General features: G+C 64.9%; 13 protein-coding genes. 8 read left to right on the top strand and 5 right to left on the bottom strand.

Features of this window, described 5'->3' with window-relative positions; genetic code table 11:
• Positions 1–265: 265 nt before the first annotated feature.
• From FYJ92_RS09820 to FYJ92_RS09810, 3 genes are read left to right on the top strand one after another with little or no spacing between them, the layout of a single operon-like run.
• Positions 266–1447 carry a type III polyketide synthase gene (locus FYJ92_RS09820; RefSeq protein ID WP_185260573.1) on the top strand — a complete coding sequence of 394 codons (1182 nt, stop codon included), beginning with the start codon at positions 266–268 and terminating at the stop codon, positions 1445–1447.
• Between the two features lie 12 nt (positions 1448–1459).
• Positions 1460–2152: a class I SAM-dependent methyltransferase gene (locus FYJ92_RS09815; RefSeq protein ID WP_185260572.1), complete on the top strand. Its 693-nt coding sequence runs from the start codon at positions 1460–1462 to the stop codon at positions 2150–2152.
• Positions 2145–3287 (top strand): NAD(P)/FAD-dependent oxidoreductase, encoded by a 1143-nt coding sequence (locus FYJ92_RS09810; protein WP_185260571.1) that lies wholly within the window; start codon positions 2145–2147, stop codon positions 3285–3287. Before FYJ92_RS09815 ends, FYJ92_RS09810 begins: the two co-directional genes overlap by 8 nt.
• A gap of 33 nt (positions 3288–3320) precedes the next feature.
• Here FYJ92_RS09810 and FYJ92_RS09805 read toward each other — a convergent pair whose 3' ends face one another.
• The gene (locus FYJ92_RS09805) at positions 3321–3740 is read right to left on the bottom strand and encodes a nuclear transport factor 2 family protein (RefSeq protein ID WP_185260570.1); all 420 of its coding nucleotides are present in this window, start codon (positions 3738–3740) and stop codon (positions 3321–3323) included.
• 59 nt (positions 3741–3799) lie between these two features.
• Here FYJ92_RS09805 and FYJ92_RS09800 point away from each other — a divergent pair, with 59 nt between their 5' ends.
• Positions 3800–4465: a peptide deformylase gene (locus FYJ92_RS09800; RefSeq protein WP_185260569.1), complete on the top strand. Its 666-nt coding sequence runs from the start codon at positions 3800–3802 to the stop codon at positions 4463–4465.
• A gap of 13 nt (positions 4466–4478) precedes the next feature.
• Here FYJ92_RS09800 and FYJ92_RS09795 read toward each other — a convergent pair whose 3' ends face one another.
• Positions 4479–6476 carry a S9 family peptidase gene (locus FYJ92_RS09795; RefSeq protein ID WP_185260568.1) on the bottom strand — a complete coding sequence of 666 codons (1998 nt, stop codon included), beginning with the start codon at positions 6474–6476 and terminating at the stop codon, positions 4479–4481.
• A gap of 100 nt (positions 6477–6576) precedes the next feature.
• On the opposite strand from FYJ92_RS09795, the gene FYJ92_RS09790 reads away from it, so the two are divergent.
• The 4 genes from FYJ92_RS09790 to FYJ92_RS09775 all read left to right on the top strand — a co-directional run bounded on the left by FYJ92_RS09790 (position 6577) and on the right by FYJ92_RS09775 (position 9610).
• Entirely contained in the window at positions 6577–7464 is an 888-nt protein-coding gene (locus tag FYJ92_RS09790; protein WP_185260567.1) for a methyltransferase domain-containing protein, read from the top strand.
• 102 nt (positions 7465–7566) lie between these two features.
• Positions 7567–8031: an NfeD family protein gene (locus FYJ92_RS09785; RefSeq protein ID WP_185260566.1), complete on the top strand. Its 465-nt coding sequence runs from the start codon at positions 7567–7569 to the stop codon at positions 8029–8031.
• Between the two features lie 32 nt (positions 8032–8063).
• On the top strand, positions 8064–9014 hold the full coding sequence (locus FYJ92_RS09780) for an SPFH domain-containing protein (protein WP_185260565.1): 951 nt from the start codon (positions 8064–8066) through the stop codon (positions 9012–9014).
• A gap of 248 nt (positions 9015–9262) precedes the next feature.
• The gene (locus FYJ92_RS09775; protein WP_185260564.1) at positions 9263–9610 is read left to right on the top strand and encodes an RNA polymerase-binding protein RbpA; all 348 of its coding nucleotides are present in this window, start codon (positions 9263–9265) and stop codon (positions 9608–9610) included.
• Positions 9611–9752: 142 nt separating this feature from the next.
• Here the strand turns inward: FYJ92_RS09775 and FYJ92_RS09770 are convergent, their stop codons facing one another.
• The 3 genes from FYJ92_RS09770 to FYJ92_RS09760 form a co-directional block, all read right to left on the bottom strand.
• Positions 9753–10496 carry a polyprenol monophosphomannose synthase gene (locus tag FYJ92_RS09770; protein WP_185260563.1) on the bottom strand — a complete coding sequence of 248 codons (744 nt, stop codon included), beginning with the start codon at positions 10494–10496 and terminating at the stop codon, positions 9753–9755.
• A gap of 117 nt (positions 10497–10613) precedes the next feature.
• Positions 10614–12269 (bottom strand): amidohydrolase, encoded by a 1656-nt coding sequence (locus tag FYJ92_RS09765; protein WP_185260562.1) that lies wholly within the window; start codon positions 12267–12269, stop codon positions 10614–10616.
• Between the two features lie 64 nt (positions 12270–12333).
• Positions 12334–15243 carry an RNA helicase gene (locus FYJ92_RS09760; RefSeq protein WP_185260561.1) on the bottom strand — a complete coding sequence of 970 codons (2910 nt, stop codon included), beginning with the start codon at positions 15241–15243 and terminating at the stop codon, positions 12334–12336.
• Positions 15244–15248: the final 5 nt, after the last annotated feature.

Genomic DNA, 15248 nt, shown 5'->3' with positions numbered 1-15248 from the left:
GACTTTTGGCCAACTCCGCTGGCAATAGGCCGCCGTCCACGAGGCTGAGATACTCTCACTTCTCTTGGGCCAACTACCTGTTGCGCTGGCCAAGAAGGCTGGCAAGCCACAAATTGGCCCCGTATTCAAACCGGAGGCCTGCGGGGGCCTGGCGAATGTTCGCCGGCCCCCGCTTTTGTGTCCGAAACACCGTGCGGCGGCACAAAAACCGGTCCCGGCCGGCCCGGCCATTGTCTAATCCCGCGTGCTCGCCAAGAATGAACCAATGACGGTCTACCTGCGTTCACTTGAAACTGCTGTTCCGCCCACTGTGCTGGTCCAGGCCGAAGCCCGTGAAGTTTTCGCGGCCCAGCCGGGCCTGACCAGGTTGGGCTCGCGGCTGGTGAACACCTGTTTTGATTCAGCCGCCATCGACACCCGCCATACCGCGGTGGACGAAATGACCATGGCTTTCCGCTCGGACGATCCGCAGTTCTTTGATCCCGCCACGGGCCTGCTCCTGAACCCCACCACCAAGGTGCGCAACGAGATCTTCGCCCGGGAGGTCACTAAACTCTTCATCGAGTCCGCCCGAGCTGCCGTGGACGCCTGCCCGGATCTGTCCTTACTTGACATAACCCACGTCATTACCGTTTCCTGCACAGGTTTCTTCAACCCCGGCCCTGACTATAAGATCGTCCGGGCGTTGGGATTGGACCCGGCTGTCCAGCGTTATCACCTCGGATTCATGGGCTGCTACGCAGCTTTTCCGGCGCTGCGGGCCGCCAAGTCCTTCTGCGAAGCAGATCCGCAGGCCGTTGTCCTGGTGGTCTGTGCCGAGCTGTGCTCCCTGCACGTCCGGACGTCCAACGATCCTGACACCATAATGGGTTCGGCGCTTTTCGCCGACGGGGCGGCGGCAGCCATCATTACGGCCCGGAATAATCCGGACGCTCCTGCACTGATGCAACTGGACCACTTCGAAACCGTCCTCACGCCTGTGGGCGAAGAATCCATGGCATGGAACATCGGTGACCATGGCTTTGAGATGGTGCTGGGCAACTACGTACCCCACATCATCGACGACCACATCATCGGCGCCCTTACACCGCTGCTGGCCCGGGATCCCTCGCTGCGTGGACTCCCCTACCGGGACATCCGCCATTGGGCCATCCATCCGGGCGGCCGGAGCATCCTGGACAAGGTCCAGACGCGCCTCGACCTCACGGACCAGCAACTCGTTCCGGCACGGGATACGCTGCGGGACTACGGCAACATGAGCAGCGCCACCGTGCTGTTTGTCCTCCGGTACATCCTGGAGCAGCCACCAGTGGAGGGTGAGGAACGCATCTGCTCCATGGCATTCGGCCCTGGCCTCACGGTGGAAACCGGGCTCTTCACAAAACTCCGCCAGGCCGCCACCGGGAAGCGGGCGGTGCAGCCCGAGGCGGCCTCGTCACTGGCCTGACCCGTGTCCCTGATGCGGCAACGGGCTGTGGACGCCGTGGAAATGATGGATTTGCCGGACTGCGACCCCACCAAACTCGAGCGCACGTACCGGCAATTCGGACTCGTAAACCTGCTCTTCTCGGGCTGGCGGCGGCTGTACTGCAATGAACTTCGCCCTCTGCTCTCCCACGACTCTGCCACGACCCTCCTCGACATAGGATGCGGCGGCGGCGATCTGGCACGGCAGCTCGCATTCTGGGCCGCCCGGGACAAACTGCTGCTCGACGTCACCGGCATTGACCCGGACGCCAGGGCACACACCTACTCGTCACGCTGCCCCCACCATTTCTCAGTCCGGTTCCGCCAGGCCGACAGCACCGACCTGGTCCGCGAAGGCCGCCGGTTCGACGTCGTGATCTCGAACCACGTTGTCCACCACCTCCAACCAGCGGGCCTGGCGCAGCTCCTGACAGATTCGCAAGCCCTGGCGCGCCGGCTTTCCCTGCACAACGACCTGCGCCGGAGCATCGCGGCCTATGCACTTTTCTCCCTGGCGGCCCTCCCGTTCCGCGGATCGTTCATCCGTAAGGATGGCCTGACGTCAATCAGGCGCAGCTACACCCCGCAAGAACTCACCGCCGCCGCTCCCCCGGGCTGGCAGGTGGCTCGCCGCTCCCCTTTCCACCAGGTCCTCATCCACCGCCCGGGCCATCCAGATGGTTGACGTGGTGATCGTCGGCGGCGGACCCGTGGGCCTCTACCTCGCCGCCCTGCTGCTGCAGGAAGGCGTCGCGGTGCGTGTCCTTGATCAGCGGGTTCACCGGGAATCCCACTCGCGGGCCATCGGCATCCATCCCCCCGCCCTCGCGGCCCTGGACAGAGTGGACGTGGCCGGCACCATGATCGGTGCCGGCGTGCAAATCCGCGGCGGTATTGCGGTCAGCGGGGGAAAGACCGTGGGGTCAATGTCCTTCGCATCCGTCTCGGAGTGCTTCCCGTTTGTCCTGTCCCTCCCCCAGTTCACAACGGAATACCTGCTGGAGCAGCGCGTACACGAACTGGATAGCGCCGCGTTGGTCAGGGGTGCCAGGGTGATGGAAATAGCGGACGACGGCGGACTGGTAACCGTCCACGCTGAGGCCACCAAGGCGGGCGGTGCCGGCGCCCGGATCACCTCACGCCTTGTGGTCGCCGCCGACGGCTCACGGTCCCGGATGCGTGGCCTGCTGGGCATCCAGGCCACGTCCCGAAGTTATCCCGACCACTACGTGATGGGTGACTACGCAGATTCCGGCGCAAATTTGTACCAAGCCGTCCTGTACCTCGAAGGCGAAGGGATAGTGGAATCCTTTCCCCTGCCGGGCGGTCTGCGCCGGTGGGTCGTCAGGATTCCCCGGCCCGCACCGTTCCTGGACGCGGTCAAACTGGCGCGGATGGTCCACCAGCGTACGGGGATCCGGCCGGACCCGGCCACCAACAGCATGCTCAGCAGCTTCAGCCCCCGGTCCACGGTGGCGTGCCGGTCAGTCGCGGGCCGGGCGGTTCTGATCGGTGATGCGGCCCATGAACTAAGCCCCATCGGCGGCCAAGGCATGAACCTTGGCTGGCTGGACGCGGCGGAACTGGCGCCGATCATCTGTGCTTCCCTGGCGGGGAAACCGGTGGGCCAGCGCCTGCGCGCCTATTCCACCCGGCGTCGGAAGGCTGCCTTAGTGGCTCGGTGGCAGACCGAAGTGAACATGACGCTGGGGCGACCGCTGGCGCCGCCGTTCCTGGCGTTGAGGAACGCCGCAGTGAGCGCCGTGTCGGGGATGCCGCCAGTCAACAGGATGGTGGCCCGCCGTTTCACCATGCAATGAGCCCGCGCCGGAAGAGGCCGCCAGGCAACCGGTTCAGGAGTTCACGAAGTAGCAGTCGTAACTGTCCTGGCTGATGATCAGGCCGTCCCGGACTTCAAAGACCGACGACGTTCGGGCCCGAATGGTCTCCCCGGCATCCCAGTACCGCAGGTCCATCAGCGTCCTCGCCGACCAGTCTGCCTCCACCACCACGCGACCGCCTTCGCAGGTGGTGCGGCGGATCTCAAACTTCTGGTCCGCCACTACTTCGCCGCTTTGGTCGACCCCGGCCATCGCCTGGTCCCGCGTCCGGGTGGAGCCTTCAGCCGCGAGCAGATGCGGCGCCTCGACCAGCACGAAGTCCGCAGCGAGGAAAAGCCCTATGGCCCCGCCATCACCGCCGGCTTCCAGGACCCGGATAAATTCCAGGACAAGTTCCAGTGCGTTGGTCTGGGGCGCAATCGGTTCAGCCATGGCATCGACATTAGCCGACGCGGCCGACGCCGTGCGGCGTCCGCCGCTAGGCTTTCCGCATGACCGCCGTATCACCGCCCACTTCATTCACTCCTGCGCACCTGAGGGAACGGGTGCAGGAAATCCTGTCCGCGGGATCGCTGCCGCCCATCGTTCAGGCCGGGAATCCCGTACTCCGCCAGCGGGCCGCGGCCTTCGACGGCCAGATCAGCGGGAACGAGCTGGACCAGTTGATAGCCCTCATGCGCGAAGTGATGCACGATGCCCCTGGCGTGGGGCTGGCCGCCCCGCAACTCGGAATCCCGCTGCAGCTGGCAGTCCTTGAGGACCAGTACGACGTCGACCCGGAGGCCGCTGTACTGCGGCACCGTAGCCCGTTGGAGTTCCTCACCATCATCAACCCGCGCTATACGGCCGCAGGAACGGAAACCGCCGCGTTCTTCGAGGGGTGCCTCTCGCTGAGCGGCCTGCAGGCAGTGGTGGTCAGGCCTGAACGGGTGTTGCTCCGATTCGACAGCCCCGCCGGCTTGGCGTCGGAACGGGAATTCGAGGGGTGGCAGGCGCGGATTGTGCAGCACGAAACCGATCACCTTCATGGCACCCTGTACGTTGACCGGGCCGAGTTGAGGTCCTTGAGCTCCAACGCCGAGTACGCCGCCAACTGGGCCGAACCGGGCATCGGAAAGGCCCGTGCGGCCCTGGGATTCCTGCCCGGGAATCCCTGAAACGCCCACGCGTTCACTCGGGAGGTGCAGCTGCCGGATTCGCGCCGGTCGGGAGGATCCTGGCCCACCAGCGCAGGATGTGCTCGTACCGCTGCCGCCGGTGCTGTGGCCTGCCTGACCGGGATAGTTCATGATCCTCACCCGGGAATACCAGTAGCTGGGCTTCAACGCCGTGCCGCTTCAGTGCAGTGAAATACCTCTGGCCCTGCTCCAGCGGACACCTCAGATCGTTTTCGCTGTGGATAACCAGCGTCGGAGTTTGCACGTTGCCTACGTGTTCGAACGGGCTTTGGGCGGCGACGTCCACAGCCGAGCTGCCGAGATATTCGCCGCCGAAGTACCAGCCAATGTCGGCAGAGCCCTCGAAGCTGACCGGGTCCAGGAATCCGCGCTCCACAATGGCACCCTTGAACCTGTGGTGGTGAGCTATGGTCCAGGCGGTCAGGTATCCGCCGTACGAGCCGCCCATGATGCCCAACCGGCCGGCGTCCAGCGCCGGAAATTTGGCCAGGGCGCCGTCCAGGAACGCGAGGACATCCTCCATGTCATCGGTGCCAAAGCGGCCCTTGATGGCCAGCCCGTGTTCCCGGCCGTAGCCTGCAGAGCCGCGTGGGTTGCACATCAGTACGGCGTACCCGGCAGCCGCGTAGACCTGGGCTTCGTCGAACAAGGCGACAGTGAACTGGGTGAAGGGCCCGCCATGGATGTTCAACAGAACCGGGTGCGGACCCTTGCCTGCAGGCCTGACCAGCCAGCCATGGACGGGATAACCCTCAGAGGCTTCAACGGCTAGTTCCTGTGGAACCACAATGTCCGCCTGCGTCCGCAGGATGGCCGAAAAGTCTGTCAGCAGCCGCAACTGCGCGTCGTCGAGCACTGCAACGTCCCCATGGGTGGACGGATCGCTGAACACTACGAGCAGCGAACCACCCGCCCAGGCAGCCCCCGTCACCACCTTGTCACCGTGCACCAGCAGGGCATGCCCGCCCGTCGCCCCCAGCTCGAGGAGCTCAACAGTGCCCTGCGCAACGTTCAGTACCAGCGCCCGGTCCGGCCCGCGGAGCTCAATCCGGGCACCCGGGGCTGCCACGTCCATCAGATCAGGATCGGTCAACGCAACCGGCACGCCGCCGTCGGCCGCGACACAGTACAAAACGGCGTTACGTGCCACAAAATCCCGGCCCGAGCTCCCTAGGTCCCGGGCAATATAGAACAGCCATTTGCCGTCCCGCGACTGCCGGACCTCCGTGACGCTTTGAGGCGCGGCGGCTCCCTGATCCACCGGTACGGGGTCGCCGCCGTTGACCGGCACGCTGTAGATCAGGGTGGCCAAGTCGTCATCGTTCTCCGGCGGTGCTGCCACAAAGTAGACGGCTGATCCGTCTGCACTGAAAACCCCGGAGCCGGTGTCCGTGGCGAGCGATGTCAGCTGACGGGCTGCCGGCAGGGGCGGAGCGGCCGGGGCTGTCTGCGGCTCACCGCCAAGTTCCGGGACGTCCACGATGAACAGCTGCTGCGGCTTGTCGCGTGTGTAGCCAACGCCGTTCAGCCTGTACTGGTATGACGAGATCAACCGTGGTTCCTCCGCCTCCGCGGTGATGGCCGCGCCGCTGCCGTAACGCCCGGCGTCGGGTTCGCGGGAGCTGAAAACTATCCGGTGCGAATCTGGAGACCACGCGAAGGACTCCACTCCGAGCAGCCTGCAGGTTATGACCTGGGGTTCGCCGCCGCCGGCCTCCACCACAACGAGCTGCGTTTTCGACGACGGTCCGCCCGTCCGGAGGAAGGCAAGGACCAGCCCGTCAGGAGAGAAGGCAGGGGCCGTATCCCGAAAGCCCCTGGTAATTCGCCGCGGCAGCTGTTCCTGGTTCAACGGGATGTTCCACAGCTGGCCCACGTAGGAATCAGCATTGAAATCGGGCCTGGTCACCGACACGACGGCACGGCTGCCGTCCGGGTGGACGGCCGGCGAGGAGACGGAATTGAGCAGCGGAAGGTGTTCTGGCTTCACCCACGTGAGCCTAACGTGCGGCTTTCCCCCAAGCGAGCACCCGGCCTGAAAGCTGGCGCGGCAGCCACCCGGGAGCGCGCCCCGCCCTAAGATAGTCCGTATGCCATCAAGCCCCCGCCCTCCGCTGCGCTGCCCGTTGTGCGGCGCCGCACTGAAGCCCCTGGGCGGCGCAGCTGATGCAGCCCGCTTGGCCCTGGTCTGCGGATCCGGACACAGCTTCGATGCGGCGAAGCAGGGCTACTACAACCTGCTGGTGGGCAAGGGGACAGTCTTCGAATCCGACACCGCCGAGATGGTGGCGGCGCGCTACGCCTTCCTCGACGGCGGGCACTACCGTCCCCTGGCAGACGCCCTCGCGGCCGCCGTTGTGTCCGGGGTAACCCCTGGCGAAGCCTTCACAGTCCTCGATTCGGGCACGGGGACCGGCCACTACCTCAGGGTGGTGCTGGATGCGCTGCAGCGGACTACGAACAGTTGCACCGCCGTCGCGCTCGACATCTCCAAGTTCGCGCTCCGGCGCGCCGCGCGCCTCAACCCCGAGGCCATCAGCCTCGCCTGCGATGTGTGGCAGCCTCTTCCCGTGGCCGACGCCGCCATCGACGCCATTACGGTGATCTTCGCTCCCCGCAATGCCGCCGAATTCGCCAGAGTCCTCCGCCCCGGCGGGAGACTGGTGGTGGTGACGCCGCGCGCCGGACACCTGGCCGCCATCGCCGTCCAGGCAGGGATGCTGTCCATCGAGGACGACAAGGACACACGGCTGGCAGAATCCCTCTCGCCGCACTTCGTCGCCGAGTACACCCGGGACCTGGATATCCAGATGATGCTTACGCCCAGCGAGCTTGCTGACCTGGCCTTTATGGGTCCGGCCGGGCACCACCTGGACCGCCTGACCATTGCCGCCAAAATCGGCAGCGGCGACGTGTCCCCCCAGGTGGAGGCACGTTTCCGGCTCACCGTCTTCGGCCTGGCACCGTCCACACAGTAACGACTTGAACACGTTCAACAGCCGCTTCGCACGCAACCTGCCGTCCTCCATTCCGGCGGACTAGGATAGATAGACAGCTACCGGAAGGTCAAGGGGGACGGAATGTTTGAATGGCTCGGCGAAAACTGGTGGGCCCTGTGGCTCACAGCCTTCCTCGCGTTCGCGGTGATCGAAATGATCACCCTTGACCTGTTCTTCATCATGCTCGGCGGCGGAACACTTGCCGCGCTCGTCTCGGATTTCGCCGGCACTGACCTGTGGCTGCAGATCGTGGTGTTCTGCGTCGTCTCACTGCTGATGATCGCTTTCGTCCGCCCGGTCGCACTAAGCCACCTGAAAAAAGGACCCGCAGACCAGCGCACCAACATAGACCGGCTCATTGGCGAACAGGCCCTTGTGATGGAAGCGGTCAGCTCCACCGGCGGCCTCGTCAAGATCGGGGGCGATGTCTGGAGTGCCAGGTCCTCCGGCGGCGTCCTGCCTGCCGGTCAGAAAGCAGTGGTCTCCGCCATCGACGGCGCCACGGCAGTGGTCTCCGCACCGCCGGAGCAGTCCACACAGTCCTAAGTACAGCCTAACAATTGGGGAATAGGAGACGTATGGATAACGCAGGAGGAGCCGCCTTGGCCATTGTGCTGGTGGTCCTGATCGTGTTCGTGATTATTGTATTGGTCCGCTCAGTGCGGATCATCCCGCAGGCGAGGGCCGGCGTCGTTGAACGGCTCGGCAAATACCAGCGGACCCTCAACCCGGGACTCACCATCCTGATCCCGTTTGTGGACCGGCTCTTGCCGCTCCTGGACCTGAGGGAGCAGGTTGTGTCCTTTCCACCGCAGCCGGTCATCACCGAAGACAACCTGGTGGTGTCCATCGACACCGTGGTGTATTTCCAGGTCACTGACCCGCGCGCCGCCACGTATGAAATTGCCAACTACATCCAGGCCGTGGAGCAGCTCACCACTACCACCCTGCGTAACGTTGTGGGCGGCTTGAACCTGGAAGAGGCGCTCACATCCCGCGACCAGATCAACGGCCAGCTGCGCGGTGTATTGGACGAGGCAACCGGCCGATGGGGCATCCGCGTCTCGCGCGTGGAGCTCAAGGCCATTGACCCGCCCCACTCCATCCAGGACTCGATGGAGAAGCAGATGCGGGCCGAGCGAGACCGCCGCGCTGCGATCCTCACCGCCGAAGGCACCAAGCAGTCTGCCATCCTTACGGCCGAAGGTCAGCGGCAAGCATCTATCCTTGCGGCCGAGGGCGACGCCAAGGCGGCCATCCTTCGTGCAGACGGTGAGGCACAGGCCATCCAGAAGGTCTTCGATGCCATCCACAAGGGCAACCCTGACCAGAAGCTGTTGGCCTACCAGTACCTCCAGACGCTTCCGAAGATCGCAGAAGGCTCATCGAACAAGCTCTGGATCATTCCCAGCGAAATTGGTGAGGCACTCAAGGGCATCGGCCAGGCACTGGGCGGCACCAATCCTGATCCGGGCGCCGACGGCAGCGGGCTGTTCGACGAGGAACCTGCCAAACAGCCTGGGTCCTGACCGGGATCTGCCTCAGACGGGCCGGGAGGGGATCCGCGATTCGCCGCGGCTCCCCTCCCGTTTTGCGGCTTGGCCCCACGCCGGTATAATTGAGTATTTGTCCGGTCGGACCAGATCCGCTGGAACAAGAATGCTTCGCAATGCGTTGAATCATATGATGCAGCACAGTGCACACAGTAGTCCGGGGCGGTTATGCCGGTCCGGCTTGCGTGGAGTCCTGCTCCGCGAACCGACCAGAGGGAGAAAACATGAGCGATCGCAGCCTGCGGGGTATGCGCCTTGGCGCGCAGAGCATGGAGACCGAGTCCGGCGTTGAGCCGGCTCCGCGCCAGCGTGTCGAATACCGGTGCGAGGACGGCGAGCAGGTCTTCGTGACGTTCTCTTCAGAGGCTGAAATTCCTCCTGTGTGGGTTTCCAAGACCGGCAAGGACGCGCTCCTCGTTGACGGCGAACGCCCGGACACCAGCAACGAAAAGGCTGTCCGAACCCACTGGGACATGCTCCTGGAGCGCCGTTCCCTTCCGGAACTGGAGCAGATCCTCGAGGACCGGCTGACCATCCTGCGCGAACGCCGTGGCGAACGGCGCACGGCCTGACCCCAAGCGGCGGTCACAACCCCCGGCAGATGTCACAGCGTCATGGACTGACGCGAGCTGAATGATTGAGAAAGGGCCGGCCCGGCAACGTGATCACGTTACCGGGCCGGCCCTTATCTTTTGTCCCAGCTGCTGTTGCAGGTCAGCCCTGTGCCGGATCTTTCTTGCCTGTGAGCTTGTTCCAGCGCGCCTGCAGGCCCCACCGGGTGACGTTGACCATGGCCTCAACAACAATGTTGCCGCTCATCTTTGACGCTCCGAGTTCGCGCTCAACGAACGTAATGGGGCGTTCCTCGATTCGGAGGCCCAGCTTGGCTACACGCCACGCCAAGTCAACCTGGAAGCCGTAGCCCACCGAATCGACCAGGTCAAGGTTCAATTTTTCCAGTGTGGTCCGCCGGAACGCGCGGTAGCCGCCGGTGACGTCCTTGATCTTCAGGCCCAGCATCAGCCGGGCGTAGGTGCTGCCAACGCGTGAAATCGCCTGCCGGTACAGCGGCCAGTTGACCACGCTGCCACCTGGAACCCAGCGGGATCCCATGGCAAGGTCTGCGCCCTGTTCAACGGCTTCCAGCAGCTGGGGAAGCTGTTCGGGCTGGTGTGAGCCGTCCGCATCCATTTCCACCAGCACGTCATAGCCTGCCTCGAGCCCCCACTTGAACCCGGCGATGTAAGCGGCTCCCAGCCCGGCCTTGCCTTTGCGGTGCAGGACGTGGACTTGTGTATCCTCGGCGGCAAGGCCGTCAGCAAGCTGCCCGGTGCCGTCCGGGCTGTTGTCATCCACCACCAGAACGTCGGAAGCCGGCACGGCTGCACGCAGGCGTTGCAGGGTCTTGGGCAGCGATTCCAGCTCGTTGTAAGTAGGAATGATGGTGAGGACGCGCACAAAGGGCCTTCCTGGACGGGAGCGGTCGGAGCGGCTGAACTGCAGGGCATTAGCTGGCGGTCAGGCGCAACTACCTAGTATAGGGCGCTTTGTTGGGGCGCTGGCCGGTGTCTGCGGTCAGGACCGCAGTGCGGTACTGGAATAGAGCTCGATGCCGTCCCTCACCGTCTGCAGGCACACCGGGTCCGCGCCGGTATCCAGTGCCGGGAGGAGAGGCGTTCGGGCCCGCGGATCTGTGCTCCAGGACTGGACCCGTCCGTCCGCCACCTGGACCATGAGCTCCTCAACTTCCCAGACGGCGAAACTTGCTGGTGCGCCGGGAACCAGTTGCCCGGCCATGGGATTGTGGTACTTGGCTGCCCGCCACCCCGCGCGGGTGTGGCCGAGGAATGCTGCCCGGGCCGAGATCCGTTCAGCGTGGTTGTGGTGTTCCAGACAGGCGCGGACGCTGGACCACGGGCGGAGCGGTGTGACCGGGCTGTCGCTGCCGAAGCTGATCGGGACTCCGGCAGCGTAGAACGAGGCAAACGGGTTCATGGACCGGCTTCGGCTCCCCAGACGCTGCGCATACATTCCGCCGTCGCTCCCCCAGGCAGCGTCGAAGCCTGGCTGGGCGCTGACGGTGACGGCGTAGCGGGCCAGTTGCTGAACTGCGTCGGCGTCTGCCAGTTCCGCATGCTCGAAACGGTGGCCGGCGGCACGGATCCGCTGCTCCCCTACGTCGGCAGCCGCGATTTCCAGAGCCTCCAGCGCGGCATCAAGTCCCGCGTCGCCGATGACGTGGAAGCCGCCCTGAATGCCCAGCAGCGAACAGGCCGCCAGGTGGGCGCCGGCCTGCTCTGCCGAGACGTACAGGTTGCCCCGCTCCCCCGCCGCGTCGCTGTAGCCGGCCCTCAGGGCCGCTGTCCTGGAGCCGATGGAACCGTCAATGTTGAGGTCGCCTGCCAGGCCGCGCACGGATACCCCCAGGTCGTCCAGCAGCGCCCGGGCCTGCTCCTCTGAGGTGGCCAGTTCGCCCCAATACGGCAGGATCTCCGGCATGGCCTCGCCGGAGGCTGTGTTCCATGTGGCGGCCAGGCGGAGGTCGGGAACTCCGCCGATATGCGGTGCGGCCATCTCCGCCAGTGCCACGTAACCGTTTTCAGCCGCTTCGGTCAGGGCGCGTCGCTGGTAGGCCAGCAGGCTGGCTTCCGGGAGCCGCCGTGCTTCCTGGCGGGCCGCCGTATGGGCGGCCCGCTTCACCTGTGAACCTGTGGTGTAGCCGTCGAGACCGCCAAGCCCGGCGGCGGCAGCCAGCGAGGATGAAACCAACGCCGAATGCGCATCTACCCTGGCCAGGAACACCGACCTGCCGCCCGCCGCCAGCTCAAGTTCCTCGGCCGCCGGCAGGGCAGGGTCCTCCCACGTGGATTCATCCCAGCCGTGACCCAGCAGGGGGCCGTCGCCCTTGGCTGCGGCCACAGCATCGAGCAATTGCCGGGCGGAGCGGATCCCGCCCAGCTGGAGGGAACCCAGCGCGATGCCGGTTTCGGTGAGGTGGACGTGGGAGTCGACAAACCCCGGCGCGACGAGGGCTCCATGGAGGTCGATGATTTCCATGGAGCTGTCGGCAATGGAGGAGGCCGCCTGCTCTGAGCCAACCCAGGCAACGGTGTCGCCATCAACCAGCATGGCGGTGGCAAAGGGGTCCGCAGCCGTGTAAACCGAGCCGTTGCGGTAGAGGACCACCTTTTGCTCGTGCGGTGCGGGCGTGGTGGAACGTTCAGTGGTCATGCGGGCGAAAGCTCCTGGGGCTAGGGGGAAGAAGTCGGGGTGCCAGTAAATCAGGGCGGGTTCATCAAAGTACGGAAGAGTAGGCCACCACGCCGCGGCGGATGAGCGAAATTGCTTCTGCACAAAGCCTGGAAACTCGCGGATCCAAGCCGGGAATCTTGGCGAGCTGGTCGAGAAGGTCGATGACCTGTTTGACCCAGCGGACAAAATCGCCCGCCGCCAGGTCTGTGCCGTTCAGTACTTCCTGGAGGTGCCTTCCCTTGGCCCATTTGTACATGGGCCAGACCAGACCCAGCTCGGGTTCAGCGGTCAGCGGCAGCTTATTTGCCTCTTCCACGTCCTCCAGGGCCGACCATTCCCGGATCACCACATCCACGGACGATTCAAGCGAGACGCTGGGCATCCGCGGGCGGAGGCCCCTGTCCTCGCGTTTGGCCTGGTAGACCAGGACGCTGGCAAGGGCTGCTACTTCGACGGCGTCGAGGTCGTTGAGTGCGCCCAGCCGCAGTGCTTGCGAAATCAGCAGGTCTTTCTCGCCATAGATCCGGCGGAGCCGCTGGCCGTCCGGACTGATGGCCAGCCGACCGTCAGCTCCTGCTTCCAGGTAGCCGTAGGCGGAAAGGACGTCGCAGACACGATCGAACGTTTTGGCAATGGTGTTGGTCCGGCCCTGGATCTGCCGGGCCAGCGCATCCGTCTCCCGGCGCAGCTTCCACCACCGCTCGGACCAGCGTGCGTGGTCTTCACGCTCGCTGCAGCCATGGCAGGGGTGGGCGCGGAGTGCCCTGCGAAGTTCCGTGATGCGTTTTTCCTGATGTGGCAATACGGATCCCAGACCAAAATCGGTGCTGCGGCCGGGTGCCGGCGGGCGGTTCTCGCGCAGCGCATTCCGGGCCGACGATGCGAGGTCACGCCGCGCCTTGGGGACCTTCGCGTTGAACGACTTCGGGATCCGGATCCGCGTCAGGGGCGCGATGGGGCCTTCAAGGTCCTCCGTGCCGATTCGCCTGAGCTGGTTGTCCAGCGTGAGGATGGCGGGCCGTGGTTCCCTGCCGCTGTGGTCCGAGCTGAGCACAATCGCGGGCCCGGGAGCCCGCCCGCCCGGGACGTCCACTACGTCTCCGGGCATCAGCCGCGCCAGCGAGTCTTCATTCAGGGACTTGTGGGCGCGGGTCTTGCTGCGGGAGGTGATATTTTCGGCGTCGGACAGTTCCCGGCGCAACCGGGCATACTCGGTGAAGTCTCCGAGGTGGCAGGTCATGGACTTCGCGTATCCGGCGAGGGACTCTTCGCGGCTGCGCACCTGCTTGGCAAGTCCAACAACGGACCGGTCCGCCTGGAACTGCGCGAAGGAGGATTCAAGGATTTCCCGCGCACGGGCGCGGCCAAACTGTGCCAACAGATTGATGCTCATGTTGTACGTCGGCCGGAAGCTTGAGTTCAGCGGATAGGTACGCCGTGAGGCGAGGCCGGCAACGGCGGCAGGGTCCGTGCCCGGCTGCCAGAGGACAACCGCATGGCCTTCAACATCGATGCCGCGGCGGCCCGCGCGGCCGGTCAGCTGTGTGTACTCCCCCGCGGTGATGTCCACATGGGCTTCGCCATTGAACTTGTCGAGTTTTTCCAGGACCACGGAGCGGGCGGGCATGTTGACGCCCAGTGCCAGCGTTTCGGTGGCGAACACAGCCTTGACCAGGCCCTCAACGAAAAGCTTCTCCACTACTTCCTTGAAGGTGGGAAGCATGCCGGCATGATGCGCCGCGAAACCACGGAGGAGGCCGTCCCGCCACGTCCAGAAGCCGAGGACGTCCAGGTCATCGGACGGGATGTCCTGCCCGGCCTCGTCAACGCGCCGGGCAATGATCTGCTGCTCTTTCTCCGTGGTCAGCCAGAGTCCGGAAGAGACACACTGGGCAACGGCCGCATCGCAGCCTGCCCGCGAGAAGATGAACGTGATGGCAGGCAGGAGGTCCTGCCGGTCCAGGCTCGCGATGACCTGGGGCCGGCTGGCCCTCCGGACAGCGCCGGGCTGGGCGCCTTGCCGGGGGCGCTCCTCTGTCCGTTGACGGTGCTGCCGGCGCTGGCTCCGGCCGCCGTGGCCGAAGCGTCCGGTGAAGCTTTGCTGGCCCTCGCTGCGGGCCATCCTGAGCAGGTCAGGATTGACCTCGAACCCCTGTCCGTCGGCGTCTTTGGTGGCTGCGGTGAGCCGTCCCTGGACCGGTATCGGAGCTCCGGTCTCAGCGTCTGCGGGCGGGGCGATCTCGTCGAACGTGGTTTCGCCGGCGAACAGGTCCACGATATCGCGGCCCACCATGACGTGCTGCCAGAGGGGAACCGGCCGGTGCTCGGAAACGATGATGTCGGTGTCGCCGCGCACAGTATCCAGCCACGCGCCGAATTCTTCTGCGTTGGACACTGTGGCGCTGAGGGAAGCTACCTGGACTTCACTGGGAAGGTGAATGATGACTTCCTCCCATACGGCACCACGGAAGCGGTCCGCGAGGTAGTGGACTTCGTCCATCACCACAAAGCCGAGGTCATCCAGGGTTTCGGAGTCTGCATAGAGCATGTTCCGGAGGACTTCCGTGGTCATGACCGCAACGGGGGCGTCGCCATTGATGCTCGTGTCCCCGGTCAGGAGGCCGACGTTTTCCGCACCGTACTTTTCCGAAAGCTCCGTGAACTTCTGATTGCTTAGTGCCTTGATCGGCGTTGTGTAGAAAGCCTTAAGGTTTCGTTCCAAAGCCAGGTAGATGGCAAATTCGCCCACGATGGTCTTCCCGGCACCGGTGGGGGCAGCCACCAGCACTCCCTTGCCCTCCTGCAGGGAACGGCAGGCGAGGCGCTGGAATTCGTCAAGTTCAAAATCGAGGGTGCGGACAAACCCGCCGAGGTAGGTGCCCGCTTCGGCCGTGCGTTCCGCGCTGGCCCGGTAGCTTTCAGAGGGCGAGAGTGGCCCGGAGATAGAGGACATGCCTC

Origin of the sequence: Pseudarthrobacter sp. NBSH8, assembly GCF_014217545.1 — a bacterium.
Lineage (GTDB): Bacteria > Actinomycetota > Actinomycetes > Actinomycetales > Micrococcaceae > Arthrobacter.
Note: the sequence above shows the minus strand (reverse complement) of the source record. Positions and strands in the feature narration are given on the sequence as shown.